This window comes from Microbacterium sp. MF43, from assembly GCF_012847295.1.
Taxonomy (GTDB): Bacteria; Actinomycetota; Actinomycetes; order Actinomycetales; family Microbacteriaceae; genus Microbacterium.
In genome coordinates this window covers 909,404-935,358 of the sequence record NZ_JABBDY010000001.1, presented here as the reverse complement: position 1 = coordinate 935,358, position 25,955 = coordinate 909,404, and the positions used below count along the sequence as shown (strand labels likewise).

At 70.1% G+C, this 25,955-nt stretch carries 30 protein-coding genes; 16 read left to right on the top strand and 14 right to left on the bottom strand.

Annotated features, from left to right (window positions below; all coding sequences use genetic code 11):
- The first annotated feature begins 5 nt into the window (after positions 1–5).
- The 4 genes from HF323_RS04180 (at position 6) to HF323_RS04165 (ending at position 3,018) form a co-directional block, all read left to right on the top strand.
- Positions 6–767 (top strand): EI24 domain-containing protein, encoded by a 762-nt coding sequence (locus HF323_RS04180; protein ID WP_317450986.1) that lies wholly within the window; start codon positions 6–8, stop codon positions 765–767.
- 83 nt (positions 768–850) lie between these two features.
- Positions 851–1,336, top strand: coding sequence for a DUF2975 domain-containing protein (locus tag HF323_RS04175; protein WP_169581263.1), 486 nt, complete (start codon positions 851–853; stop codon positions 1,334–1,336).
- Positions 1,336–1,593, top strand: coding sequence for a helix-turn-helix transcriptional regulator (locus HF323_RS04170; RefSeq protein WP_169581262.1), 258 nt, complete (start codon positions 1,336–1,338; stop codon positions 1,591–1,593). Before HF323_RS04175 ends, HF323_RS04170 begins: the two co-directional genes overlap by 1 nt.
- 51 nt (positions 1,594–1,644) lie before the next feature.
- Positions 1,645–3,018 (top strand): pyridine nucleotide-disulfide oxidoreductase, encoded by a 1,374-nt coding sequence (locus tag HF323_RS04165; protein ID WP_169581261.1) that lies wholly within the window; start codon positions 1,645–1,647, stop codon positions 3,016–3,018.
- A gap of 63 nt (positions 3,019–3,081) precedes the next feature.
- Here HF323_RS04165 and HF323_RS04160 read toward each other — a convergent pair whose 3' ends face one another.
- Complete coding sequence (locus tag HF323_RS04160; protein WP_169581260.1) at positions 3,082–4,050, bottom strand: squalene cyclase; 969 nt, start codon at positions 4,048–4,050, stop codon at positions 3,082–3,084.
- A gap of 100 nt (positions 4,051–4,150) precedes the next feature.
- Between HF323_RS04160 and HF323_RS04155 the strand changes: the two genes are divergently transcribed.
- Positions 4,151–4,372: a hypothetical protein gene (locus HF323_RS04155; protein ID WP_169581259.1), complete on the top strand. Its 222-nt coding sequence runs from the start codon at positions 4,151–4,153 to the stop codon at positions 4,370–4,372.
- Here the strand turns inward: HF323_RS04155 and HF323_RS04150 are convergent.
- From HF323_RS04150 to HF323_RS04140, 3 genes are all read right to left on the bottom strand, one after another.
- Entirely contained in the window at positions 4,369–4,905 is a 537-nt protein-coding gene (locus tag HF323_RS04150) for an SRPBCC family protein (RefSeq protein WP_169581258.1), read from the bottom strand. The two genes, HF323_RS04155 and HF323_RS04150, sit on opposite strands and share 4 nt — an antisense overlap.
- Positions 4,902–5,636: a hemerythrin domain-containing protein gene (locus HF323_RS04145; RefSeq protein ID WP_169581257.1), complete on the bottom strand. Its 735-nt coding sequence runs from the start codon at positions 5,634–5,636 to the stop codon at positions 4,902–4,904. Before HF323_RS04145 ends, HF323_RS04150 begins: the two co-directional genes overlap by 4 nt.
- A gap of 140 nt (positions 5,637–5,776) precedes the next feature.
- Positions 5,777–7,018: an ROK family protein gene (locus HF323_RS04140; protein ID WP_169581256.1), complete on the bottom strand. Its 1,242-nt coding sequence runs from the start codon at positions 7,016–7,018 to the stop codon at positions 5,777–5,779.
- Positions 7,019–7,182: 164 nt separating this feature from the next.
- On the opposite strand from HF323_RS04140, the gene HF323_RS04135 reads away from it, so the two are divergent.
- The 4 genes from HF323_RS04135 to HF323_RS04120 all read left to right on the top strand — a co-directional run bounded on the left by HF323_RS04135 (position 7,183) and on the right by HF323_RS04120 (position 12,034).
- Entirely contained in the window at positions 7,183–8,400 is a 1,218-nt protein-coding gene (locus tag HF323_RS04135) for an extracellular solute-binding protein (protein WP_317450997.1), read from the top strand.
- 24 nt (positions 8,401–8,424) lie between these two features.
- A complete protein-coding gene (locus tag HF323_RS04130) occupies positions 8,425–9,357 on the top strand; it encodes a sugar ABC transporter permease (RefSeq protein ID WP_169581254.1) in 933 nt (310 codons plus the stop codon).
- 95 nt (positions 9,358–9,452) lie between these two features.
- The gene (locus tag HF323_RS04125; protein ID WP_223169198.1) at positions 9,453–10,274 is read left to right on the top strand and encodes a carbohydrate ABC transporter permease; all 822 of its coding nucleotides are present in this window, start codon (positions 9,453–9,455) and stop codon (positions 10,272–10,274) included.
- A gap of 77 nt (positions 10,275–10,351) precedes the next feature.
- Positions 10,352–12,034 (top strand): glycoside hydrolase family 13 protein, encoded by a 1,683-nt coding sequence (locus tag HF323_RS04120; protein WP_317450996.1) that lies wholly within the window; start codon positions 10,352–10,354, stop codon positions 12,032–12,034.
- A gap of 66 nt (positions 12,035–12,100) precedes the next feature.
- Here HF323_RS04120 and HF323_RS04115 read toward each other — a convergent pair whose 3' ends face one another.
- From HF323_RS04115 to HF323_RS04100, 4 genes are all read right to left on the bottom strand, one after another.
- The gene (locus HF323_RS04115) at positions 12,101–12,667 is read right to left on the bottom strand and encodes an alpha/beta hydrolase (RefSeq protein WP_169581251.1); all 567 of its coding nucleotides are present in this window, start codon (positions 12,665–12,667) and stop codon (positions 12,101–12,103) included.
- Between the two features lie 74 nt (positions 12,668–12,741).
- Complete coding sequence (gene ychF / locus HF323_RS04110; protein ID WP_169581250.1) at positions 12,742–13,815, bottom strand: redox-regulated ATPase YchF; 1,074 nt, start codon at positions 13,813–13,815, stop codon at positions 12,742–12,744.
- 42 nt (positions 13,816–13,857) lie between these two features.
- Entirely contained in the window at positions 13,858–14,469 is a 612-nt protein-coding gene (locus tag HF323_RS04105) for a dihydrofolate reductase family protein (RefSeq protein WP_169581249.1), read from the bottom strand.
- Positions 14,470–14,501: 32 nt separating this feature from the next.
- Positions 14,502–15,260 (bottom strand): class I SAM-dependent methyltransferase, encoded by a 759-nt coding sequence (locus tag HF323_RS04100; RefSeq protein ID WP_169581248.1) that lies wholly within the window; start codon positions 15,258–15,260, stop codon positions 14,502–14,504.
- Between the two features lie 87 nt (positions 15,261–15,347).
- Here HF323_RS04100 and HF323_RS04095 point away from each other — a divergent pair, with 87 nt between their 5' ends.
- Positions 15,348–15,950 carry a 3'-5' exonuclease gene (locus HF323_RS04095; RefSeq protein WP_169581247.1) on the top strand — a complete coding sequence of 201 codons (603 nt, stop codon included), beginning with the start codon at positions 15,348–15,350 and terminating at the stop codon, positions 15,948–15,950.
- A 79-nt stretch (positions 15,951–16,029) separates the two neighbouring features.
- Positions 16,030–17,403, top strand: coding sequence for a DNA recombination protein RmuC (locus HF323_RS04090; RefSeq protein ID WP_169581246.1), 1,374 nt, complete (start codon positions 16,030–16,032; stop codon positions 17,401–17,403).
- Here HF323_RS04090 and HF323_RS04085 read toward each other — a convergent pair.
- Complete coding sequence (locus HF323_RS04085; RefSeq protein ID WP_169581245.1) at positions 17,378–17,587, bottom strand: UDP-N-acetylmuramyl pentapeptide phosphotransferase; 210 nt, start codon at positions 17,585–17,587, stop codon at positions 17,378–17,380. The genes HF323_RS04090 and HF323_RS04085 overlap by 26 nt on opposite strands.
- Before the next feature lie 147 nt (positions 17,588–17,734).
- Positions 17,735–18,724 (bottom strand): class II fructose-bisphosphatase, encoded by a 990-nt coding sequence (gene glpX, locus HF323_RS04080; protein ID WP_169581244.1) that lies wholly within the window; start codon positions 18,722–18,724, stop codon positions 17,735–17,737.
- A 189-nt stretch (positions 18,725–18,913) separates the two neighbouring features.
- Here glpX and fbaA point away from each other — a divergent pair, with 189 nt between their 5' ends.
- Entirely contained in the window at positions 18,914–19,945 is a 1,032-nt protein-coding gene (fbaA, locus tag HF323_RS04075; RefSeq protein ID WP_169581243.1) for a class II fructose-bisphosphate aldolase, read from the top strand.
- Between the two features lie 84 nt (positions 19,946–20,029).
- Here the strand turns inward: fbaA and HF323_RS04070 are convergent, their stop codons facing one another.
- The 4 genes from HF323_RS04070 to HF323_RS04055 form a co-directional block, all read right to left on the bottom strand.
- A complete protein-coding gene (locus HF323_RS04070) occupies positions 20,030–20,755 on the bottom strand; it encodes a zf-HC2 domain-containing protein (protein ID WP_169581242.1) in 726 nt (241 codons plus the stop codon).
- Complete coding sequence (locus HF323_RS04065) at positions 20,752–21,258, bottom strand: sigma-70 family RNA polymerase sigma factor (RefSeq protein WP_169581241.1); 507 nt, start codon at positions 21,256–21,258, stop codon at positions 20,752–20,754. Before HF323_RS04065 ends, HF323_RS04070 begins: the two co-directional genes overlap by 4 nt.
- A gap of 99 nt (positions 21,259–21,357) precedes the next feature.
- Positions 21,358–21,918: a DUF6264 family protein gene (locus HF323_RS04060; RefSeq protein ID WP_169581240.1), complete on the bottom strand. Its 561-nt coding sequence runs from the start codon at positions 21,916–21,918 to the stop codon at positions 21,358–21,360.
- Positions 21,915–22,955: a 4-hydroxy-3-methylbut-2-enyl diphosphate reductase gene (locus HF323_RS04055; RefSeq protein ID WP_188241646.1), complete on the bottom strand. Its 1,041-nt coding sequence runs from the start codon at positions 22,953–22,955 to the stop codon at positions 21,915–21,917. Before HF323_RS04055 ends, HF323_RS04060 begins: the two co-directional genes overlap by 4 nt.
- Positions 22,956–23,056: 101 nt before the next feature.
- Between HF323_RS04055 and xseA the strand changes: the two genes are divergently transcribed.
- The 4 genes from xseA to HF323_RS04035 are packed head-to-tail and all read left to right on the top strand — an operon-like array spanning position 23,057 to position 25,925.
- Positions 23,057–24,382, top strand: a complete 1,326-nt coding sequence (xseA, locus tag HF323_RS04050; protein ID WP_169581239.1) for an exodeoxyribonuclease VII large subunit — start codon at positions 23,057–23,059, stop codon at positions 24,380–24,382.
- Between the two features lie 9 nt (positions 24,383–24,391).
- Complete coding sequence (locus tag HF323_RS04045; protein ID WP_169581238.1) at positions 24,392–24,634, top strand: exodeoxyribonuclease VII small subunit; 243 nt, start codon at positions 24,392–24,394, stop codon at positions 24,632–24,634.
- Entirely contained in the window at positions 24,634–25,269 is a 636-nt protein-coding gene (locus HF323_RS04040; RefSeq protein WP_169581237.1) for a DUF4245 family protein, read from the top strand. The genes HF323_RS04045 and HF323_RS04040 overlap by 1 nt, the downstream gene beginning before the upstream one ends.
- A 35-nt stretch (positions 25,270–25,304) precedes the next feature.
- Positions 25,305–25,925, top strand: a complete 621-nt coding sequence (locus HF323_RS04035; RefSeq protein WP_169581371.1) for a carbonic anhydrase — start codon at positions 25,305–25,307, stop codon at positions 25,923–25,925.
- Positions 25,926–25,955 lie beyond the last annotated feature (30 nt).

The following is a 25,955-nucleotide window of genomic DNA, read 5'->3' as shown; positions in this document are numbered from 1 at the left end:
AGCGCGTGCGCGAACTCGCCGAAGGTGTGAGGCTGCTCGGGCGCGGCTTCGCGTATTGGCGGCGCCGGCCCGGCCTGATGGCGCTCGGGCTCGTCCCCGCTGCGATCGTCGGAGTGCTGTTCCTGTCGGGGCTCATCGCCCTCGGCGCCTTCCTTCCCGCGATCACCGAGGCGATGACCCCGTTCGCCGACACCTGGCCCGGCGTATGGGCGACGGTGATCCGGGTCACGATCGGCACCGCACTGTTCGGCGCCGCGCTCGTCCTGGTCGCGGTGTCCTTCACCGCGCTCACTCTGGTGATCGGCGATCCCTTCTACGAGCGCATCTGGCGGGCGATCGAGGCCGAGCACGACGGCGACGCTCCGGACGTGCCGTACGGGTTCTGGCGCTCCGTGGCGGACGGGATCTGGCTCATCTCGCGGGGTATCGCCGTCGCCGCGCTGGCCGCACTCATCGCACTCATCCCGGTCGTGGGCGGTGTGCTCGGCACCGTCTTCGCGGTCTCGCTGACCGGCTGGCTCGTCGCCGACGAGCTGACGTCTCGAGCCCTCAGTGCCCGCGGGATCCCGGCGGCGGCTCGGCGCCGGATTCTGCGGACCCACCGGCTGCGGGTCCTGGGCTTCGGTGTCGCCACCCAGCTGTGCTTCATGGTGCCGCTCGGAGCCGTCGCCACGATGCCTGCGGCGGTGGCCGGGGCGACGATGCTCGCCCGAACGCTTCTCGGCGCGAGCCCGCCACCTCTCGTTCGCCGTGCAGTGAGGTCATGAGGGCCGCTCCACCTATCGTTCCTCTTGCATTACCTATCGACTTTCGATAGATTTCTCTCGTTACTGAAGCGAGAGGCCGGTAAATGGGAAGGTTCACGATTCTGACGCTGCGCGTCGTGATCGCGCTGTCGCTCGCGGGATCGCTCGTGGTGCAGACGGTCATCGTGCCGCTGCTCTGGGAGGACACCGAGGGCGGGCAGCTGTGGCGCCGCATCACGCTCATGATCATCATCGTGTTCGGCGTGCTGACCATGCAGGTCTTCGCGGTGTGCGTGTGGCAGCTTCTGACCCTCGTGCGTCGCGGCGCGGTGTTCTCGCCTGCGGCCTTCATATGGGTGAACATCATCATCGGGAGCATCATCGCGGCCGCGATCGCCCTGTTCGGGCTCGCCGTGCTGATGGCGCTCGGCGAAGCGGCTCCCGGGGCGGTGGGCATCGTGTGCGGCTTCTCGCTCGCGCTGTTCGGCATGGCGCTGCTCGTCGTGGTGATGCGCATGCTGCTCAGGCAGGCGATCGACCGCGACGCCGAGGCGCGCGCGCTGCGCTCCGAGATGGACGAGGTGATCTGATGCCCATCATCGTGGACATCGACGTGATGCTCGCACGGCGCAAGATGTCGGTCGGCGCACTCGCCGAGCGGGTCGGCGTGACGCCCGCGAACCTCGCCGTGCTCAAGAACGGGCGCGCCAAGGCGGTGCGCTTCTCGACCCTCGACGCACTGTGCGAAGCGCTCGACTGCCAGCCCGGCGACCTCCTCCGCTGGGAGGCCGCGGGCGGGTCCGGGCTGGACGAGGTGGAGGCCGAGTCGACGGATGCCGCGCACTGACCGTGCGAGGGTGCCATTGACGCGCTTCGGAGCCGGTGCTCTCATAGGCCCATGGAGTCGGTCGTCGACGTCGACTACCTCGTGGTCGGTGCCGGCGCGATGGGGATGGCGTTCATCGATTCCCTCGTGAGCGCGAACGCGGAGGCATCCGTCGCGATCGTCGATCGACGTCCAGCGGCAGGCGGACACTGGCGCGATGCGTACGGGTTCGTCCGGCTGCATCAGGCATCCGCGTTCTACGGCGTCGCCTCGACGCTCCTCGGCGACGGTCGTCTGCAGGGCGTAGGGCCCGAGCGCGGCCTGCACGAGCGGGCGAGCGGCGCGGAGGTCTGCGCCTACTACGACCGCGTCCTCGAACACCTGCTGGCCACCGGTCGCGTCGACTTCCACGGCATGTGCGAATACGTCGGCGACGGGCGCTTCCTGTCGATGGTGAGCGGCGCGGGGTTCATCGCGCCACGAGCGCGCGTCGTCGATGCCCGTTACCTCTCGCCGAGCATCCCCTCCCTCACTCCCCCGCCGTTCGCGGTCGAGGACGATACGCGCGTGATCTCCGTCAACGACGTGGCGCGCGTGGAATCGCCTCCGCCGCACTTCGTGATCGTCGGCGCGGGCAAGACGGCGACCGATGCGTGCGTGTGGCTGCTGCAGCAGGGGGTGGCGGCCGACGACCTGACGTGGGTGCGTCCGCGTGACCCGTGGCTGCTCAACCGAGCGGTCGTGCAGCCCGACCCCGCCATCTTCCTCGGAATGGCCGCAGACACGATGGAGGCGGCTGCGGCGGCCTCAAGTGCGGACGACGTCTTCCGGCGACTGGAGGAGGCCGGGATCATGCTGAGGATCGACACGGGCGTCACGCCCACGATGGCCAAGACGCCCACGCTCGCGACCTGGGAGCTCGAGCTGCTGCGCAGCGTGGAAGACGTGGTGCGCCGGGGGCACCTGCGTTCGGTCGCGCCGGGTCGCCTCCGCTTCGACGACGCAGACGTCGGAGTGCCGGCCGATGCGCTCGTGATCCACTGCGCGGCGGACGGCCTGAAGTACCCCGGGCTGCGCCCCATCTGGACACGCGCCGCGATCACACCGCAGCCGGTGCGCGTGGGCTTCCCGTGCTTCGGTGCCGCCCTCGCCGGGTACGTCGAGGCGACTCGCGACGACGACGAGGAGAAGAACCGGGTCTGTCGCCCGTCTCCCTACTCGAACACCCCCACGGACTGGGCGCGCATGCAGGTCATCGGCGGAGATGCGTCCCTGGCCATGACGACGGAGCCCGACCTCCGCGCCTGGGCCAACACGACCGCCCTCAATCCGGCGCGCGTGCCGGCCGATCGCGCGGATGACCCCGCGGTCGTCGCAGCGCGCACACGTCTCAAGGCGATCATCGGCGCCGGCCGTCGACGACTCCTCGAGCTCGCGAGCGCGTGAATCCCCCGCCGACCGTGCCGCCCCGCGCCGAGGAGAGGAGACGCTCGCGGCGTCGGCGGCCGCTCAGCGCACGGAATCCCACCAGTCCAGCACTCGCGTCCCGAACAGCGTGAGCCACTTCGACGGCTGCCCCTCCGGCACGTCCACTTCGAACCACGTGCGCCCGGCCAGCGGAGTGGTCTGCAGCCAGGTGCCGTCGGGCTGCCGCGCGTCGCGCACCACGGCGATGGCGTCGGCCAGTCGCGGGTCGGGATCTCGCCCTTCCCACAGCGACGCCTCGCGGAAGTAGTCGAGGGCGTACAGGGCGCTGTAACGGTGCCGGTTGGGGTACACGAAGCGGCTGACGAACTCGCCGACCGGCTCGCCCGTCGTCGCCCGATAGAGCAGCCGCCGCTCGAGCAGGTACTCCTCGCCACGGCGGCGCGACTCGCGCAGACCCGTGTCGCCTGTGAGCCGTTCGTACTGCATCATGCCGCGGAGCGCGTTGAGCGTCGAGTGGAAGGATGAGCGCGTCGACCTGCCTTCCTCGGCCTCGCAGTTCCAGCCGCCGTCGGCGAGCTGGTGCTCCGGAAACCATGCCGCCAGCGACGAGACATCGGCGCCGAGCCAGGCCCCGGTCGCCAGCGTGTATGAGTTGATGCAGACGTCGATCTCGCCGCCCCAATAGGGCAGGTCGTCGTAGTCCCACCGGCTGTTCGCATCGAGCCTGGCCGCCGTGTCGCCGAGGGCCGAGGCATCCGCTCCCCACTCACGCAGGTCGCGCAGCACCCACGTCGTCGCGATCCAGGGCTGCCCGGGCTGATCGGGCTCGTCACTGTCGAAGAAGCCCGCGGGGAAGAAGGAGCCCCCAGCCCACTGCCCGTCGGGATCCTGCTGGGCCAGCAGCGCGGCACCGAACCCGTCGGTCACGACGCGAGCCCGGGTGGCCTGCCACTGCGGCGTCGGCGTGCCGAGGAGGTCGCGCTCCACCTGCCATCGCAACGCGGGGTCGGAGTCGAGCATCCAGTCGCGCAGGTGTTCGGGGAGCGGCATGGGTGCACGCTATCGCCCTCCGCCGACACGGGTCCACGCACGGGTCGCGGCCGGCGTCAAGGGGGTGCGCACGACCGGGCGCCGAGGCCAGGGTGAGCGCATGAGCATCCACAACGGCAACCTCAGCGGCGCCCTGGACGACGATCGCGCCGAGACGATCGAACGCGTCGTCGCCGAGGTGGAGGACGACATCCGTCACGGCAGGGTGACCGACGACGTCAGTCGTGTGCTCGGGGAGCGCCTCGAAGCGGCGGGCGTCGCGCTGCGCCCCGACGCGATCGAGGAGCTCGCCGAGGACATCGAGAACGACGTCTCGCTCTAGCCGGCGCGGGCGACGGATGCCCCGGCACCCGTGATCCGGGCAGCCTCCGGGTTCGCAGGCCGGCGGCCCCGGTCGACATCACCCCGGAGATCCTCGGCGTGGAGCAGCCGCGTCAGACCGTGGAAGTCCCGCATCAGGATCCCCTGCCACACGAGGTCCGGGATCAGCGCCGTCAGCCCCAGCCACCCCGCGATATCGCCCTCGTACTCGGCGTGCACGCGCGTCCCGCCTCCCTCGGGCAGGCACGCGTACTCGACCCGGGAGTTCCACGGCGAGGTCGAGTGCCACACCACCCGCCGGCCCGGGTCGAGGCTCTCGAGCACATCGGCGAAGCGCACGCGGAACGGCCCGATGCGGTCGACGGCCCACCACCGCTCGCCGATCCCGACCGGATCGTCTCCGATGCGCTGGCGGAAGGCGACGGCCGGCGCGAAGTCGGGCCACCTCCCCGGGTCGGCGAGAAGCGGGAACACGCGCGACGGAGGGTGCGGCATGTGCACATCGATCACCACGCGCTTCCACACGATCGTCACACCATCGCCGGAATGGGCCGATCCGGATAGAGCTCGCGCATCGCGCGTTCGTACTGCCGCTTCATGAGGAGCGCATACAGGAGCCGGATCGGGGCGGGGATGTTGGCGCGCATCCACGCCTCCCGCTCGTCCTCGGGAACGGCGGCGATCAGCAGTCCGGCCTGCAGCGCCATGATGTCCTTGCCGAGCTCCTTGCGGTGCTTGGACAGCGTCGCGCGGGTGTGCTCTTCCATCCAGTCCCACTCCTGCTGCGAGAGCACCGCACCGGCGACGGGCATGATGAGCTCCTCCTCGTGGCCGAGGTGCGTGGAGAGCGTGTCGCGCAGTGTCTCGATGTCGCGGGCGAACGCCTCGCCCAGCTCGGGATCGGCGGAGGCGACCCAGGGGTCGAGCTGCGGCTCGATGCGCGCCAGCAGCGCGGCGACCTCGGCGTGCTGCGCACGCATCTGGTCGACGTGGAGCGCACATCCCGGATCACGGGCCGTCAGCCGATCCCACAGCGCCATGTCCTCGGTCTCGTGGTGCATGTGCAGCGCGAAGAAGTCGAGGTGCGCATACCTGCCGACGATCGCCGCCCTCGCGGTGTCTCCGGGCTTGACGTCACGGATCAGCAGCGGAAGTTCGCGGTAGAGCCACCGGAAGATCCGGTGCACCAGGATCAGCCCGGACGTGTCGCAGCCGGCTTCCTGCCCCGCGGGCATGGCGCCGGACGACGGCAGCTTCGTGACCATGTCGCACCCCCAGGTGGGATCCGCCGGCTCCACCGGACTCCCACGGCACCGGTGCGAGCGGACAGCCCGAACGATACACCCGCGGCCCGGCTCCGCACAGCACCTGCCGCGCGGCCGGCCTGCGCGGTGCCGGCGCGACGTCAGCGATCGGCGCCGGCCCTCGCCTCCTGAAGCGGCGCCGCGAACGCGGGGAGCCCCAGGATGCCGGCACGGGCGGCGTCGACGGCGGCGCGCACGGCGCCGACCGACACGATGTCGGCTCCGAGCGTGGAGGCGACGATATCGGGGGCCGGCAGGTCGAGTTCGCTGTGAAGCGCGCCGAGCGCGGCCTCGATGAGGGGGCCGGCACCCTCCGCCACGGCGCCGCACACGACGATGAGGCGGGAGTCGAACAGGCTCCCCAGCACGCCGGCGACGACGGCCAGCGTCTCCCCCACCTGCCGCGCGATGAGAAGCGCCCCTTCGTCTCCAGCCGAGGCGAGGGACAGCACGGTCTTGCCGTCGATCTCGTCGGCCGCCAGCCGCCGCAGCGCGCTCGATGCGGGCAGTGCACCTGCGTCCCGCGCCTGACGGGCCAGGTTCGCGGCACGGTAGCCGAGACCCCACGCGCCGTCCACACCGCGGACGTGATCGAATGCGACCATCTCGGCCGCACCGCCGTGCGCTCCGTGCAGCAGCCGGCCGTCGACCCACACGCCGGCCCCGAGCCGCTCGCCCGCGAGGAGCGTCACGAAGTCGTCATGGCCGATCGCGGCGCCGACCGAGTGCTCCGCGACCGCGGCGAGCGACGCATCGTTCTCGACGCGCACCACAGGCGCCCACGCGGCGAACAGCTCGGCGAAGCCGGGATTCATCCGCCGCCAGAAGTCGTCGCGATGCTGCGGCGATTCCCCCCGCGCATCGACGGGTGCGGGCACGCCCACGCAGACCGCGGCAACATCGGTGCGCGATCGGCCGGCGTCCTCCAGCGCGCCGTCCACGACGGCCGAGGCATCCCGCCGCCGCTGCTCCGGCGAGTCCTGCTGCGGGTCCACCGCCAGATGCCGCACCGCGAGGGCGGCCCCCCTCAGGTCGGCGACGGTCGCCGTGAGATTCGCGCGACCGGCATCGACGCCGACGACCACCGCCGCGTCGGCGCGGAAAGCGAACCGGCGCGCCGGGCGGCCCTTGCGGTACTCCCCGACCGCGCGCGCGTTGGGCAGCTCGGAGAGCAGCCCGCGATCGACCAGCTCGTCGATGACGTCGATCGCCGTGGAACGCGTGATGCCCACGGCCTCGAGAACGTCGGAGGCGGTGAACGCCTCGGCATCCCACGCGTGGCCGAGCACGGCGTCGAGGCTCGCCCGGCGGAGCACGCCGGAGCTGGGCGGAGTCTGAGGCATCGGGGCATTGACCTTTCGCGGCTTCCCCGTCATTATGGTTCACATCCAGTTGATTCGATACCTAAATCTAGTCGTCGGACCAACGATCGCCCCACGATCACGGAAGGGACAACGTCGTGCCTGACTCCCCCACTCACCTCCGCCGAGCCGCTTCCGCGGGCGCCATCGTGACGCTCCTCGGAGCGGCGCTCGTCGCCTGCGGGGCTCCGGCCGGGCCCGCCGAGGTGCGTTTCCACCTGAGCAAACCCGAGGCGATCCCCTACTTCCGCGATCTCATCGCGGAGTACAACGCCAGCCAGGACGACGTCGAGGTGGTGTTCGACACGTCTTCCAACCTGCAGGCGGGCTTCCTCCGGGGCAATCCCCCGGACCTCGGACTGCTCAACTACAACATGGAGATGGCGCGCTTCATGGAGCGCGGGGCTCTGAGCGACCTGAGCGACATGCCCGAGGCCGACCGCATCCTCCCCGAGGTGCAGGACCTCGTGGACCAGTACGCCACCTATCCCGGGCGCACGAGTGTCCTCCCGTACTCGGTGATGGCCGCGTCGGTCATCTACAACAGGCAGATCTTCGAAGAGCAGGGCCTCGCCGTCCCGACCACGTGGGACGAGCTGATCGAGGTGTGCGACACTCTCGAGGCCGCGGGCGTCACGCCGTTCTACGCCACTTTCAAGGATCCCTGGACCGTCGGACAGGGCTGGTTCGACTACGCGGTGGGCGGCGAGATCGACGTCGCCGACTTCTACGACCAGATGAACGAGCTGGGCACAGAGGTCGGGCCCGACTCGCCGGTCTCGTTCGAGAAGACGCTGGCGGGGCCTGTCGAGAAGATGGCCCAGCTCGCGCGCGAGTACACGAATCCGGACGCCGCGAGCCGAGGGTACGGCGATGGCAATCTCGCCTTCGCCAACGGCGAGGCGGCGATGTACATCCAGGGACCGTGGGCATTCGGCGAGATCGCCAAGACCGACCCCGATCTGGATCTCGGCACGTTCCCGCTGCCCATGACGGACGACCCCGACGACCTCCGCGTGCGAGTGAACATCGACCTCGCAGCATGGATCCCCGAGGCGTCGGATCAGAAGGAGGGTGCGCGGGACTTCCTCAGCTACCTGTTCCGGAAGGACGTCATGGACGAGTACAACGCGGCTTTCCTCGGGTACGGCACGACGACCGACTCCGCACCCGTCACCGACGAGCGGATTCTCGGCATGAAGGAGTACTACGACTCCGCGAAGTTCTACCAGGGCGCTTCGAAGGCGATTCCGCTGACCATCCCGACCGACAACTACATGCAGGGCGTCGTGACCGGGTCCGACGTCGAGAGCACGCTGCGTGTGATGGACGCCGACTGGGCACGCCTGGCGTTGCGCCAATAGCGCGATACGAAGGGACGGAAACCCATGGCAACCACGACGGCCGCTCTCACGGCGCCGAAGACGAGCCGGCGGAGCGGGGCGGCGACGATGCCGCGCACGCGCCGACGCGTGGAGGGGGTCTACTACCTCTTCCTGCTGCCCGCCCTCATCCTGTTCACGCTCGCGATCACGGTGCCCGCCGTGATCGGGATCTTCTTCAGCTTCACCAACTCCATCGGCTTCGGCGAATGGGAGTTCATCGGCCTCATCAACTACGTGGCGGTCTTCTCCGACCCGGCGATCCTGCAGAGCTACCTGTTCACGTTCGGCTTCGCCGCGGTCACGGTGATCGCCGTGAACGCGCTGGCGTTCCTGCTCGCCGTGGGGCTCGTGTCCCGCGTGCGCCTCAAGACCGGGCTGCGGGCGATCTTCGTGATCCCGATGGTCATCTCGGGCATCATCATCGCTTACGTCTTCAACTTCCTGTTCTCCAACTCGGTCCCGGCTCTCGGTCAGGCCTGGGGAATCGGATGGATGAGCGAGAGCATCCTCGCCGATCCCGACCTCGCTTGGATCGCGATCGTGATCGTGACCGCCTGGCAGGCGATCCCCGGAACGCTGCTCATCTACATCGCCGGACTCCTGTCGATTCCCGGTGACGTCTACGAGGCGGCCGCCATCGACGGCGCCGGCAAGCTGCAGCAGCTGCTGCGGATCACGCTGCCCCTCGTGGCCGGCTATGTCGTGATCAACGTGATCATCGGATTCAAGGACTTCCTCAACGCCTACGACATCATCGTCGGCCTCACCAACGGCGGCCCGGGGACCGCGACCCGGACCATCGCGATGACGATCTTCACCGGCTTCACCGGGGGCGACTACGCCTACCAGATGGCCAACGCGACGATCTTCTTCCTCATCGCGATCAGCCTGTCGCTTCTCCAGCTCCGTCTCACCCGCGGAAGGAACGTGTTCTGATGACAACGCAACCCGCCCTCGCTGTCGAGGACATGGCCGCCGAGCGCGTGCTCGCCGGTGACGCCGCGCGCAAACCCGCACGGTCCCGCTTCGCCATGGAGCGCGTGAACTGGCCGGGCACCATCGTGCTGGCGCTGTGCGCCGTCACGGTGCTCATCCCCCTGTACGTCACGGTCATGATGGCGTTCAAGACGCAGTCCCAGGCGGTCGACGGCAACGCGTTCTCGTGGCCGGCCCCGTGGAGCCTGGACGGCTTCGTCGAGGCCTGGGAGCTCACCAACTTCCCGCGATCGTTCACGATCTCGCTGCTGATCACGGTCTTCACCGTGGTCGGCACGATCCTCCTCGCGGCGCTCGCATCCTTCGCGATCTCGCGCAACTGGGACCGCAAGCTCTTCCGGTACTCGTTCTACTACCTGCTCGCCGCGATGTTCCTGCCGTTCCCCGTCGTCGCCCTCCCGCAGATCCAGCTGACGGGGCTCACCGGGCTCGACAATCCCGCCGGCGTGGTGATCCTGAAGGTGATGTTCCAGCTGAGCTTCAGCATTCTGCTCTTCACCGCCTTTCTGCGCTCGATCCCGGCGGAGCTGGAGGAGAGCGCACGCATCGACGGCGCCACCACGTGGCAGACCTTCTGGCGACTGATCTTCCCGCTCCTCGCGCCGATGAGCGCCACGGTGGGCATCTTCGCCTTCCTGGCGTCGTGGAACGACTTCATGATGCCGTCGCTGATCATCTCGGATCCCGCGCTGCAGACGCTGCCGGTCGTCCAGAACCAGTTCCAGACGCAGTTCAGCAACAACTACAACGTGTCCTTCGCCTCCTACCTCATGGCGATGGCACCCGCGATCGTCGTCTACCTCTTCACCCAGCGATGGGTCGTGGAAGGCGTCACCCAGGGCGCTGTCAAGGGCTGAGGCCCGAGGCATCCCCTCCCTCACAATCGAACCGAACAACGCAACCGCGAAAGGACTGCGTCCCTGTGACGACCCACGTGCACACCGCACCCCTCACCTCCGACCACACCGACCCCGAACCGCCCGAGTGGTGGCGGCAAGCCGTCGTCTACCAGGTGTATCCGCGCAGCTTCGCCGATGCCGACGGCGACGGCATCGGCGACCTGCGGGGAATCCTCTCCCGTGTGCGCTATCTCGCGGACCTCGGAATCGACGCGGTCTGGCTCAGCCCGTTCTATCCGTCCGAGCTCGCCGACGGCGGCTACGACGTCGCCGACTACCGCGACGTCGATCCGCGCCTGGGCACCCTCGACGACTTCGACGCGCTCGTCGAGGCGCTCCACGCGGAGGGCATCCGAGTGGTGGTCGACATCGTCCCCAACCACACGTCGAACAAGCACGCGTGGTTCCAGGAGGCGCTCGCCGCCGGCCGCGGCTCGGCAGCGCGTGCGCGCTACATCTTCCGCGACGGCGCCGGTCCCGACGGCTCGCAGCCTCCCGCGGACTGGGTGTCGGTGTTCGGCGGCCCCGCGTGGGAGCCGGTCGGCGACGGCCAGTGGTACTTCCACAACTTCGCCGTCGAGCAGCCCGACCTCGACTGGTCGAATCCACAGGTGCGCGCGGACTTCGTCCACACCCTGCGCTTCTGGTCCGACCGCGGGGTGGACGGCTTCCGCATCGACGTCGCCCACATGCTCACGAAGGACTTCGTCGACCCGCTGCCGTCGCAGGCCGAACTCGACGCCATCCCCCGCGACGGCAACCACCCGATGATCGACCGCGACGACGTTCACGAGGTGTATGCGGAGTGGCGCGAAGTGTTCGACTCGTACGATCCGCCGCGAACGGCGGTCGCGGAGGCCTGGGTCGAGCCGTCCCGCATCCCGCTGTACGCGCGCGCCGAGAGCCTCGGGCAGGCGTTCAACTTCGATCTGCTGGAGGCCGACTTCGACGCGACCCAGTTCCGGCGCATCGTCACCGACAACCTGACCCTGGCGGCGCAGTCCGGCTCGTCGACGACGTGGGTGCTGTCGAACCATGACGTGGTGCGCCACGCCACCCGCTACGGGCTGCCCGATGCCGAGCGCGGCACCGACGGGCGGCCGCTGCGCAAGCACGGCAACGAGTGGCTGCTCTCAGGCGGAACCCGGCCGGAGCTCGACGCCGCTGCCGGCATCCGTCGCGCACGCGCCGCCAGCCTCTTCGTGCTGGGACTGCCCGGATCGGCGTACGTCTACCAGGGAGAGGAGCTGGGACTGCACGAGGTCGCCGCGATCGACGACGAGCACCGTCAGGACCCGACCTTCTTCCGCAGCCCCGGTGAGGACATCGGGCGGGACGGATGCCGCGTGCCGCTGCCCTGGACCGCGGAAGGATCGTCGTTCGGCTTCGGCGACGACGGCGCGCACCTGCCGCAGCCGGCATGGTTCGCCGATCTGGCCGTCGCGGTGCAGGACGGCGACCCTGCTTCGACGCTGGCGCTCTACCGCCGCGCGCTCGCGCTTCGTCACGAACTGCAGACAGGCGAGGCGCTGACATGGGTGGAGACGGGGCGCCACGACGTGCTGCAGTTCCACCGGCCGAACGGCTGGACGGTCGTCACCAACTTCGGGACCGAGCCGTTCGACCTGCCCGCCGACGCCGACATCGCCTTGTCGAGCGGTCCCCTCGATGGGAGGGTGCTCCCCGGAGAGACAACGGTCTGGATCTCGGCCCGGTGAGAAGGGCGGATGCCGCGGCAGGCGAGGGCCGCGGCATCCGCTCCTCCTCTGCTCCACGCACGGGACTCAGTCCCAGTCGAGATACTCCTCGATGATCACGGCCGTCTCGATCGGATCGGTCGAGGGGAAGGAGTGCCCCTGCCCGGCGAGCGTCTTGACGCTGGCGCGCTCGGGCGCGGCGGACTGCAGGCGCTCTCCGTGAGCCGGCGGGGTCACGTCGTCGTCGGATCCCTGGATGATCAGCACGGGGATCACCGGTGCGAGCGGGATGTCGACGTCCTCGACGCCGAGGAGCAGCAGGCCGTTCGCGCGGTCGTGATGGGCCGCGACGATCTGACGCGCGACGGTGCCGCCGAACCCGTGACCGCCGATCCACGCGTGATCGAGCCCCAGGTGATCCATGACGGCGACGACGTCTTCCGCGTGCTCCGCCGCCGCGAGCCGGCCGCTCGAGCCGGCACGGTATCCGATGCGGATGACATGGAACCCCGCCTCCTCGGCGAGGTAGTGACCGACGACGCCGAGGGCGTCCTGACCGCGATCGGGGACCATCACGAGTGCGACCGGGCCCTCGCCCTCCACGAGATACGGCACGGCGCGTCCGTCGGGCTCGAAGATCTGGATGTCGGTCATGTGTGCGGAAGTCCTCTCGGGCTCACGGATTCGGGGGCGCGGCGGTGGCGATGCGGGGCGGACGGGGCCGGGTGTCAGACGTTGAAGCGGAACTCGACGACGTCGCCGTCCTGCATGACGTAGTCCTTGCCCTCGAGGCGGGCCTTGCCCTTGGCGCGCGCCTCGACGACCGAGCCGGTCGCCACGAGATCGTCGAACGAGATGACCTCGGCCTTGATGAAGCCCTTCTCGAAGTCGGTGTGGATGACGCCCGCCGCCTGCGGGGCCTTCCAGCCTTTGCCGATCGTCCACGCGCGGGCCTCTTTCGGCCCGGCCGTGAGATAGGTCTGCAGCCCGAGCGTGTCGAAGCCGATGCGGGCGAGCTGGTCGAGTCCCGACTCCTCCTGACCGGTCGAGGCGAGCAGTTCGGCGGCATCCGCGGGGTCGAGGTCGATCAGCTCGGACTCGATCTTCGCATCGAGGAACACGGCCTTCGCCGGGGCGACGAGCGCTTCGAGCTCCGCCTTGCGCGAGGCATCCGTCAGCACCGCCTCGTCGACGTTGAAGACGAAGATGAACGGCTTCGCGGTCAGCAGACCGAGCTCCTTGATGGGCGCGAGGTCGATTCCGGACGCCGACAGCAGCTCACCGCGCTGCAGCGCGTCACGCGCCTCGATCGCCGTGGCGAGCACCGAGGGATCGAGCTTCTTGCCCTTGACCTCCTTCTCGTACCGCGCGATCGCCTTCTCGAGCGTCTCGAGGTCGGCCAGCTGCAGCTCGGCGTTGATCGTCTCCATGTCGCTCTGCGGATTCACCGCACCCTCGACGTGCACGACGTCGTCGTCGGCGAAACCGCGCACCACCTGGGCGATCGCATCGGCCTCTCGGATGTTCGCGAGGAACTTGTTGCCCAGGCCCTCACCCTCCGATGCACCGCGGACGATGCCGGCGATGTCGACGAACGACACCGCCGCGGGCAGGATGCGCTCGCTGTGGAAGATCTCGGCGAGCGTGTCGAGGCGCGGATCGGGAAGGTTGACGACCCCGATGTTGGGCTCGATCGTCGCGAACGGGTAGTTCGCCGCGAGCACCTGGTTCTTGGTCAGGGCGTTGAACAGGGTGGACTTGCCGACGTTGGGCAGTCCGACGATTCCGATGGTGAGAGCCACGGGCATCCAGTCTACGTGTGGCCGGATGCCTCGACCGGCGCCTCACGCCGGGTCGACGCGCCACCGCATGAGGACGTTGCCCGACTCCTTCCACGTCCGCGTGCCGAGGAGCTTCAGCGCCACCGGAGGACGGGCGTCGAAGAGCGGCACTCCCGAGCCCGCGATCAGCGGGAATGTCACGAGGTGCAGCTCGTCCACGAGCCCGGCCCGCATGAGGTCGTTCCACAGCACGCGTCCGAGGAGGATCAGGATGCCCGAACCCTCGCCTCCCTTCAGCCGTGCGATCTCGCCGCGCGCGTCGGCCACCGGCACGATCCGGGCATTCTCGTACGGTGCGAGGTCGTCACCGGTGACGGTGTCGGAGACGACGACTTTCTCCACGCCGAGGATCAGGTCGGCGAACTCGCGGCGGATCGCCGAGGCATCCGGATCCCCCCTCACGCCGGTCCAGTACTCGAGGTTCCCCAGCGCCGAGCGGCGGCCGGAGAGCACGAGCGTGCCCGCGTCGCGCAGCAGGCTCGTCGTGTAGTGGTCGAAGGTGTCCGCGTCGGCGTAGTCGGGATGCTGATGCTCGAAGAAGGACGCGATGTCGTGCTCGTCGTCCTCGTACCTGCCGTCGACGGTGACGAAGTTGCAGACGGTGAGTGCGCGCATGGCGCCACGCTAGTCGCGCGCGCCGACACGGGCTACGAGCGAATGGTGCGGAACGCCTCGGTGCGGTACGGCAGGTCGACCACCTCGCCGCCATCGTCCGCGGTGCGGCGGGTGGCGTCGAACAGGGCGCCGACCTCGCGCAGGATGCGCTCGCGCTCGACCGGCGCAGCCGTGATCACGAAGCTGCGGGAGGAGACCATGTCCAAGAGCGCGTCGCGGCCCATCGTGCGGGTCCATGTCCACGCACGCTTCTCGAGGTCGCCGAACGGCTCGCCCACCGTGGGTCCGCCGTCGGCGATCATGCGTTCGGCGCTGCTCGCGTGCATGATCGCCGTGAGGCCGCGGACGAACGGGTCGGACTCGTCCCTCACGTTCCAGATCAGGCCGAGCACGCCGCCGGAGCGCAGCACGCGGCCGCATTCGACCGCGGCCGCCGCGGCATCGACCCAGTGCCACGCCTGCCCGAGCAGCAGGGCGTCGACGGAGTGGTCGGGAAGGGGCATCCGCTCTGCCGTCCCGGCGAACGTGGGAACGCCGTGGACGTTCCCGCGCAACGCCGCCAGCATGTCGGGGTCGGGGTCGATCGCCACGACGTCGGCGCCCGCCTCCACGATCGTGCGGGTGAGCTTGCCGGTTCCGGCGCCGACATCGGCCACGCGCAGCGCGCGTCCCTCGTGCTGCACGGGCTGGATCATCCAGTCGACGGCCGCGCGGGGATATTCGGGCCTCCCGGACTCGTAGGCGCTCGCGGCGACGCCGAACGACCGGGACATCTCATCTCGAGTGGCCATGCTCCCGAGCCTAAAGCGGGGAGCGACTCGGCGGCGCGGGCGGCGCGCCTCCGACGGGGGCGCGGTCGCGCGGGCGAGTCTGGGCACGTGGCATTGGACTTCACCGCGATCGACTTCGAGACGGCGAACTCCTCCAATGCGTCGGCGTGCGCGGTCGGACTCGTGCGGGTGCGCGGCGGTCTCGTCGTCGATCAGGCCGGATGGCTCATCCAGCCGCCCGCCGGCCACGATGTCTTCTTCGAGCTGAACACCCGGATCCACGGGATCACCGCTGCTGACGTCGTCGGCGCGCCGACCTGGACGGCCCAGCTGCGCGACCTCGCCTCCTTCGTGGGTGACGACGTCCTCGTCGCCCACAACGCCGGCTTCGACATGGCCGTGATCAAGCGGGCGTGCGAGGCGACGGGCGACGAGTGCCCGCCGTACCGCTATGCGTGCAGCCTGCAGGTCGCGCGCAAGGTGTACCAGCTGGAGTCGTACCGCCTGCCGTTCGTCGCCGCCGAAGCCGGGTTCGGGGACTTCGCCCATCACAACGCCACCGCCGACGCCCTGGCGTGCGCGCACGTGATGATCGATGCCGCGCGGCGCGTGGCTGCCGACGACATCGATCTGCTCGCGGAGTACTGCGGCGTGCGCGTGTCGCAGATCGCCGTGGCTGCGGCCCCAGCTGTGTCGTTCGCCGTCGCCTGAGCATCCCCCGCTGCGCGGGATGGCGGATGCCCCGGCCCGCCGTGCCGCCGATGTCGGGGGCATCCCCCACCATGAGGGCATGGACGCACTGCTCGTCTCGATGATCGCCGTGGCGACACTGCTGCTCGGCGCACTGGCCGGCTGGACCGCCGGGCTCGCGCGCGCCGCCGCTCGCGCCGCCGGCGAGCACGCCGACCTCCGCGCGCGCCTCGCCGGCGCCGAAGCCGCGCGGCAGGGCGTTCAGGCGCAGCTCGACCATCAGCAGGTGCTCTACCGCGAGCTGGCCGCGCAGGCGCGCCACGACCAGGCGTCGCGCGAAGAGCGCGAGCGGCGCGAGCAGTCCGTGCTGCGCGCCCTGGCACCGGTGCACGAGACCCTGACCGCCATGCAGGCGAAGGTGGGCGAGCTCGAGCGCGACCGCCACACCCAGTTCGGAACGCTGGCCGAGCAGCTGCGCCGGGCGCATGAGTCCGATGAGGCGCTGCGCGCCACGACGGAGTCTCTCGCGAGCGCACTGCGCTCCGGCTCGACACGGGGCGTGTGGGGCGAGACGCAGCTCCGCCGCGTCGTCGAAGCCGCCGGACTCACGCGCTACGTCGACTTCGACCTGCAGGCGTCGATCACCTCCGACGCCGGCGCCGGGCGTCCCGACATGGTGATCCGCCTCCCCGGCGACAAGGCGATCGCGGTCGATGCGAAGGTCCCGCTCGACGCGTACCTCGAGGCGAGCGCGATCCCGTTCACGGCGCAAGGCGCGGATGCCTCCCGCCGGCGCACCCTCCTCGACAAGCACGTCAAGGCCGTCCGCGCGCACATCGACGCCCTCGCGAAGAAGGCCTACTGGTCGGGCCTGTCGTCCAGCCCCGAATTCGTGGTGTGCTTCGTGCCCAGCGAGTCTCTTCTCGCGGCAGCCCTCGAGGAAGACCCGGCGCTGCTCGACCACGCCTTCGGCAAGCGGGTCGCCCTCGCGTCACCCGTCAATCTCTGGGCCGTGCTCAAGACCGTGGCGTACACGTGGACGCAGCAGGATGTCTCGGCCGAAGCGCGCACGCTGTTCGACCTCGGCAACCAGCTGTACGAGCGGCTCGGCTCGCTCGCCGGGCACGCCGACGACCTGCGCCGCGCGATCGAGCGCACCGTCGACAGTTACAACCGCTTCGCCGGTTCGCTCGAGTCGCGCGTCCTGGTGACCGCGCGCAAGTTCCCGGGAATCGATGCGACCAAGCTCGACGCCGTCGCCGGGCCCGCCACCATCGAGAAGGCGCCGCGTCGGCTCACCGCGCCGGAACTGCTCGACGCGACGCTCGCACTCGACGAGCCGCGTGCGGCGTCAGGACGCGTCGTCGAAGACCCCGCGGCTTCCGCCGATCTGGGCGAACTGCGCGAGCGGCTGACTCCTTCGGCGGATGAGGAGCCGGCTCAGTCGCTCACGCGCCGCCCGGAACGAAGCTGAGCAGGCCGATCACGAGAGCGGAGACGCCCAGGAAGGCGCCGATCATCCACCACGCGCTGATCTCGTGGCCCTCGTCGCGGCGCACCCGCAGGAGCACGTCGGGACGACGCGCCGGGTCGACGGCGTTGGCCACGACCGCGTGCGCACCGGTCTGGGGCGACGATCCGCCCACCTGTCCGGACATTGAGACTCCCTCGCATCGGAAACACGTGCGTCGTCGTCGACCGCATCGATTCTGCCAGACATCGGCCGCGCTGAAGTCACGACACGATCACAACGACCACCCGCGTCACACGGGCCACACCAGCCCCGCGTGCTCAGAGATGGCGGGTCAGAGCCACTTCGACGTCAGGTGCTCGGAGGAGATGCGACGAAGCGTGCCCGAGGCGCCGCGCAGGACCACGCTCTCCGTGTAGATGTAGCCGCCTTCGCGACGCACGCCGGCCACGAGCTGGCCGTCGGTGACACCGGTCGCGACGAAGATCGTGTTGCTGCCCTTCACCAGGTCATCGGCCTCGTACACGTGGTCGTCGAGCTTCAGCCCGGCGTCGATGCCCTTCTGCTTCTCGTCGTCGTCGCGCGGCCACAGGCGGCCCTGGATGTGGCCGCCGAGAGCCTTGATCGCGCAGGCCGTCACGATCCCCTCGGGGCTGCCGCCGATGCCGACGCACATGTCGGTGCGCGCGTTGTGCCGCGCGGCGTTGATCCCACCGGCGACGTCGCCGTCGCTCATCAGTCGCGTCCCTGCCCCGGCCGCACGGATCTCGTCGATGAGCTCCTCGTGCCGCGGACGGTGCAGCACCGACACCACGATCTCATCGACCGGCTTTCCGAGCGCCTTCGACAGGAGGCGGATGTTCTCGCCGATCGGCAGGCGGATGTCGACCACGCCCACTCCGGCCGGGCCGGTGACGAGCTTGTCCATGTAGAAGACGCTCGAAGCGTCGAGCATCGTCCCGTGGTCCGAGACCGCGATCACCGACAGCGCATTGTTGCGGCCCGCGGCGGTGAGCGATGTGCCGTCGATCGGGTCCACGGCGACGTCGCACCGCGGGCCGCGGCCGCTGCCGACCCGCTCGCCGTTGAAGAGCATGGGGGCCTCGTCCTTCTCGCCCTCTCCGATGACGATCGTGCCGTCGAAGTTGACCGTGGTGAAGAACGCGCGCATCGCGTCGACGGCCGCACCGTCGGCCTCCTCCTTCGCTCCCCGGCCGATGAACGGCACGGCGCGGATCGCGGCCGCCTCGGTCGCGCGCACCAGCTCGAGTGCGAGGTTGCGGTCGGGGTGGAGGGGGCTCATGTCAGCGGTCAGACTCACCATGACGCCAGGCTAACCATCCTCGTCTCCGGAATCGTCCGATTTGCGCGCGGATCGAGTGAAGGAACGCCGATTCTTTCGCGAGGAGCAGATCGGAGTGCAACCGGGGCCGTTCGGCGATGGCGCGTCCTGTCGGCTGATGCCCCCTTCGCTAGAGTCGTGGTGAAGCCCCCTCACGACCAAGGAGCACCCATGCCCGTCGCCACCCCGGAGCAGTACGCCGACATGCTGGACCGCGCGAAGGCCGGTGGCTTCGCGTATCCCGCCATCAACGTCTCGAGCTCGCAGACCATCAACGCCGTCCTGCAGGGCCTGACGGAGGCCGGTTCCGACGGCATCCTCCAGGTCACGACCGGCGGCGCCGACTACTTCGCCGGCCACACCGTCAAGGCGCGCGCCGCCGGTGCACTCGCGTTCGCGAAGTTCGCCACCGAGGTCGCCAAGAACTACCCGATCACCGTGGCCCTGCACACCGACCACTGCCCGAAGGACGCCCTCCCGGGCTTCGTGCTCCCCCTCATCGAGGCGTCGGAGGAAGAGGTCAAGGCCGGCCGCAACCCGATCTTCCAATCCCACATGTGGGACGGCTCGGCGGTCCCCCTCGACGAGAACATCCAGATCGCCAAGGACCTCCTCCCGCGCATGAAGAACATCAACGCGATCCTCGAGGTCGAGATCGGCGTCGTCGGCGGCGAAGAGGACGGCGTCAAGCACGAGGGCTCGAATGAGGCGCTCTACACGACGGTCGCCGACGTCACCAAGGCCGTCGAGTCGCTCGGACTGGGCGAGCACGGCCGATACATCTCGGCGCTCACCTTCGGCAACGTGCACGGCGTCTACAAGCCCGGCAACGTCAAGCTCCGCCCCGAGCTGCTCGGCGAGATCCAGGAGGGCATCGCCTCGCGCTTCGGCACCGGCCCCAAGCCGCTCGACCTCGTCTTCCACGGCGGCAGCGGCTCGACCGACGAGGAGATCGCCCTCGCGGTCGCCAACGGCGTCGTCAAGATGAACATCGACACGGACACCCAGTACGCGTTCACGCGCTCGATCGCAGGTTTCATGTTCCAGAACTACGACGGCGTGCTCAAGGTCGACGGCGAGGTGGGCAACAAGAAGGCCTACGACCCCCGCGCCTGGGGCAAGGTCGCCGAGTCGGCGATGGCCGCGCGCGTGGTCGAGGCGACGCAGCAGCTCGGCTCGCACGGCAAGAGCCTCGCGGCCTGACATCGCCCCGCGCCTGAGCGATCAGGACTCCGGATGCCCCGGCACCGCCCCTCTGAGGGGACGGGTGCCGGGGCATCCGTCTTCCTAGTCGCCGTCTGCGCGCACCTCGCCCCGCATCAGCACGGCGCCTGAGCCGACAGAACGCACCTCGACGGCCGCGATCTCGTCCGGCGAGAGGGCCGTCCCGGCGCTCAGCCGCGCGGTCGATCCTGGAAGCGCCTGCCAGCTCGACACCTCGCTCACCGTTCCATCGGCGGCCTCGATCACCAGCGCATACGGCCAGCCCTCGCCCTCCTCGCCGCCGGTGTCGCCGTAGGTGCAGGTCATGTCGATGCGGGTTCCCCAGGCGACTTCCTCCAGCTCGACGGTGGCCGTGATCGGCGCGTCGATCACCGGTTCGAGGGCGACGACCTCGGCCGGCTCGCCGACCGGGAGCAGGGCCGACACGGTGAGCACGACGGCGACGACCACCGCGGCCGCGGCACTCAGTCCCCCGATCCACCAGGCCCGCCGGCGGCGAGCCCGCCGTTCGCCGAGCTCGACCAGGCGGGCACGGGACGAGGCATCCGGACCCTCCCCTGCTTCTGGCGAACCGGCGCTCCTGTCCGGCCCGGAGGCGAGCATCGACTCCGCTCGCTCCGGGGCCACGCGCGCCATGAGCCCCAGCGTCGGGGCGATCTCGGAGATCGCGGCACGGCAGAGCTCGCACCGCTGGAGGTGTTCTTCGTACGCACGGCGATCCGACGGGCTGAGCGCGCCGAGGACGTAGGCGGCGTCCCAGTCCGCGTATGCGGCGTGATCGGGATTCATCGGGTCACCCCCTTCTCCTGGAGCGCGAGCCGCAGCGCGCGCAGGCCGTAGTGCAGACGGGACTTCACCGTGCCCGGGGGGATCTCGAGCTCCGACGCCATCTCGGCCACGGTGAGCCCGCGGAAGTACGCACGGATCACGACGGCGCGATGATCGGCGGTGAGAGCGGCGAGCACCTCTTCGATGAGGATCGCCTCGAACAGTGCATCGGTCGCGTCCGCCGCCGCCCGCTCGGGGACGTCGGCGACGCCGATCTCACGGCGCCGCCGGGCGCTGCGCACATCGTCGACGACGAGGTGTCTCGCGACGGTGAACATCCAAGAGCGCGTCGTCGCCGGATCCTGCTCGAGGATGCGCGGGGTGCGCCACGCGCGCAGCAGCGTCTCCTGCACGACGTCGTCGGCCCCCGCGCGGTCCCCGGTGAGGTGCACGACGTACCGCCACACCGGACCGGCGTGCGCGTCGAAGAGCGCAGCGAGCCGTGCGGCGTCGTCCCGGGCCATCCTCCACCTCCCGAAGGAGACACGAAGCGGGGCCTGCGCCGGTTCATGCGAATCGGCGAACCCTCGTTCCCGAGTATGGCGCGTGCGCGGCGCGCCGGCTCAGCGGACGCTGCCGACGAGCGCTTCCCACACCGCGGGGTCGTTCATGATCGGCACCAGCATGAGCGCCGCCGCGATGAACGTGAACACGACTCCGCCCGCGAGCGGGATCCACCACGAGATGCGTCCGCGGCGCAGGCGCAGCCAGGAGAATGCCGCGGTGATGATCCAGCCGACCGCCAGAACGAGGGCCGCGGCGACCCCCCACGGCTTTCCTGCCGCGGGGTCGCTCAGCTCGGCGTCGACCCCGAGCAGGCCGAACATCGTGTCGGCGTACGCGGCGAAGTCGACCAGGGCCGGAAACGACGAGATCACGTTCACCAGCCCGTAGGCCAGGAGCGCGAAGGTCACGATGCGATCCACCGGCCGGGACCGCGCCTCGGCGGGCGCCTCCGCCGCGGGCGCCGGCGCGGGCTCCACGACGGCGGACGTCTCGACGACCGGCGCGGGCTCGTAGAGGAGCGCCGCGTCGGGCTGCTTGATGCGCGCGCGCTGCTCCTCGGGCGTGGCGTACTCGCCGTACTGGGGGCGGGGGCGGGACTCGGCGCCGGGCTCGCTCACGCGCGGCTCCGGCCGCCGAGTGCCCGCGCGTCGCGCTTGCCTGCACCGTCGGTGCGCAGCTCCTTGGGCAGCGAGAACTGCAGGTCCTCCTCGGCGGTGCGCACCTCTTCGACATCGCGATAGCCGGCTCCGGCGAGGTCGGCGAGCACTTCCTGCACGAGAACCTCCGGCACCGAGGCGCCGCTGGTCACGCCGACGGTCTCGACGCCCTCGAGCCACGCCTGTTCGATCTCGTCGGCGTAGTCCACGCGGTAGGCCGCCTTCGCGCCGTACTCGAGGGCGACCTCGACCAGCCGCACGCTGTTGGACGAGTTCGCCGACCCGACGACGATCACGAGGTCGGCGTCCTTGGCGACCTTCTTGATCGCGACCTGACGGTTCTGCGTCGCGTAGCAGATGTCGTCGGAGGGAGGATCCTGCAGGTGAGGGAACCGGGTGCGCAGGCGGCGCACGGTCTCCATCGTCTCGTCGACCGAGAGGGTGGTCTGCGACAGCCACACGACCTTCGACGGGTCGCGCACCTCGATGGTGTCGGCCTCGTCGGGCGAGTTCACGATCGTGACGTGATCGGGTGCTTCGCCGGCGGTGCCCTCGACCTCTTCGTGCCCGATGTGGCCGATCAGCAGGATCTCGAAGTCGTCGCGGGCGAACCGCACGGCCTCGCGGTGCACCTTGGTGACGAGGGGGCACGTCGCGTCGATGGCGCGGAGGCGCCGATCGGATGCCGCGCTGACCACTGCAGGCGACACGCCGTGGGCGCTGAACACGACGTGCGCGCCTTCGGGCACCTCGTCGACCTCTTCGACGAAGATCGCTCCCTTGGCCTCCAGCTCGGTCACGACGTGGATGTTGTGGACGATCTGCTTGCGCACGTACACGGGCGCGCCGTACCGCTCGAGCGCCTTCTCGACGGCGATGACGGCGCGGTCGACGCCCGCGCAGTAGCCGCGCGGCGAGGCGAGCAGGACCCGCTTCTGTCCCTGGGCCGGGATATCCTGGAGGCGTTCGCGCCGACGCGGGACGCGCGGAACGGGCATGCTCACAGGTCTGTTCCCCACGGTGCTGCTGCTCACCCCATGATTCTACGGGCGGCGCCCTGTGCGCCGGCCGAGCGAGACCCCGGCCGCGAGAGGAATCCATGACGACCTTCCAGCCGGAGCAGATCCCCGGCCAGGCCCCGCCCGCGGATTCGGTGCGGCCCAAGGACTCCACACCGCAGGCTCCCACCTCGGTGTCGCGCCTGAACGAGACCATTCGCGGGTTCATCCAGACCTGGGGCTCGGTGTGGGTCGAGGGCGAGATCACGTCGTGGAACCAGCGCGGCGGCAACGTCTTCGGCCGTCTGAAAGACAATGTGACCGACGCGACGATCGCCTTCCGCATCTGGTCCTCGACACGCGAGCGGCTGCCGGCTGACCTCAAGGTCGGCGACCACGTCGTCGCGTGCGTCAAGGCCGACTTCTTCGTCAAGACCGGCGACTTCAGCTTCGGCGTCTCGGCGATGCGCCATGTCGGCCTCGGCGATCAGCTCGAGCGGCTCGAGCGCCTGCGCACCCAGCTGCGCGCCGAGGGGCTGTTCGACCCGGCCCGCAAGAAGCGCCTGCCGTTCCTGCCCCACACGATCGGCCTGATCACTGGCGAGAACTCCGACGCCGAGAAGGACGTCCACCGCAACGCCGAGCTGCGCTGGCCCCAGGTTCGCTTCCGCACGAAGTACGCCGCCGTGCAGGGCGAGCGGTGCGTGCCCGAGACGATCGCCGCCCTCAAGGCGCTCGACGCCGCCCCTGACGTCGACGTGATCATCATCGCCCGTGGCGGCGGTGACCCGCAGACGCTCCTCGGCTTCAGCGACGAGCGGCTCGTGAGGGCGGTGGCGGCGGCATCCACCCCTGTCGTCAGCGCGATCGGCCATGAGAACGACCACCCGCTCCTCGACGACGTCGCCGACCTGCGCGCGTCGACCCCGACCGACGCCGCCAAGCGCGTGGTTCCGGATGTCGCGGAGCAGCGCGCCCTCGTCGCACAGCTGCGGTCCCGGCTGACCTCGCGCCTCACGCAGCGCGTCAGCCACGACATCGCGCAGCTGGACCAGCTCCGCTCGCGCCCGGCACTGCGCGCCCCCGAGACGATGATCGCCCACCGCGCACAGGAGATCGAACTCCTCGTCGGGCGGGGGCGCTCACGGGTCGACCGCGTCGTGGACACGCAGACGCAGCGCGCCGCCGAGCTGCGAGCCACCCTGAGGGCGCTCTCCCCCGCGTCGACCCTCGCCCGCGGGTACGCGATCGCGCACCTGACCGACGGCGTGATCGTCCGCGATGCCGCGCAGGCGCCGGCGTCGACCCCGGTCGTCGTGTCCGTCGGACGGGGCTCGTTCGCCGCCCGATCCGAGGGGGAGATCCCCGAGACGGCCGCACCCCCGACCGGGTCCGCGCCCGCGGAGGGCACTCCGGAGCCGAACTAGGATGGGAGCATGACCGAATCGAGCGGAGCCGCGCCCGACGTCGCGTCCCTCTCCTTCGAGCAGGCACGGGACGAGCTCGTGCGCGTCGTCGCCGAACTCGAGCAGGGAGCCCCGACGCTCGAGCACTCCCTCGCGCTGTGGGAGCGTGGCGAGGCCCTCGCCGCTCGCTGCGACGAGTGGCTTCTCGGCGCCAAGCGCCGCCTCGACGCGGCACGCTCAGCCGTCGACCCCTCCGCCGCGGAGAGTGCGTGATGGCCCAGACTCCGCGCATCGTCGCCGAGCTCGGGCGTCCTGAGACGCCGGAAGAGACCGCCGCGCGCAAGGCCGAGTCCTCCCGGGTCCACCGGCAGAGCCAGAACACCCGCAACCTCATCGCCGCGCTCATCGTGACGATGGCCGTCGTGGTCGTGATCATCCTCGCGGTGCCCCGCGGCACGCCCCCCGAGCGCGAGCCGATCGACGTGTCGGCCGTGGCCGAGCGGGTGTCGGCCGCCGAGGAGCGTCCGATCATCGCCCCCGATGCACCGGCATCCTGGACCGTCAACGTCGCCGACATCGAGGGCGACGGCGTCCGCGCGTGGACCATCGTCTACGCCGACGAGACGTGGTTCCTGCGCGTCGCGCAGGGCTTCGACGCCGATGCCGCGTGGCCGACGCGCGAGCTCTCCGGCGCGAGCGTCGACGGCACGATCACCGTCGAGGGCGTCACGTGGGACCGCTACGACATCCCCGATCCGTCCCGGGCCGGCAACGTGTCGGTCGCACTCGCCACGCAGGCGGGGGACGACACGATCCTGATCTACGGCACGGCCGACGAGGAGACGCTGGAGCGGGCTGCCGCTGCCGTCGCCCCCGAGGTCGAACGACTGCGCGAGGAGGCCGAGTGAGCGAGAACGCGACCCCTGGGAAGGTGTGGCAGGAGATGCAGCGCGGCAATGCCCGCTTCGTCGCCGGTGAGCCCCGCCACCCCCGGCAGGACGTCGAGCGCCGCCATGATCTCGCTGCAGGCCAGCGCCCGCGTGCCGCGCTGTTCGGGTGCTCCGACTCGCGCCTGGCCGCAGAGATCATCTTCGACAAGGGTCTCGGCGACCTGTTCGTCGTGCGCAACGCGGGTCAGGTCATCTCGGACTCCGTCATCGGCAGCCTCGAGTACGCCGTCGCCGTCCTGGAGGTCCCGCTCATCATCGTGCTCGGCCACGACGCGTGCGGCGCCGTGGCCGCGGCGATCGAGAGCACGAGCGCGGATGCCCCGGCTCTTCCCGCCCACATCTGGAAGCAGATCGCGCCGATCGTCCCGGCTGTGCGCCGCGTCGTTCGCGCCGACACCGTCGACGGTGTGACGCCGGGGACGATCGATCAGGAGAAGGTGCTGCGCGAGCATCTGCGCGACACCGTCGGCGAACTGCTGCACTCGTCGGAGCTGATCAGCGAGGCCGTGGCCGAGGGCCGTCTCGCGATCGTGGGCGCCAACTACCGTCTCGCCGAAGGAACCGCGGTCCCCGACGTCATCGTCGGCGACGTGGGCGACGACGACGCTGCGTGAAGACACTCGCCACCAACGGAGGAACGACGA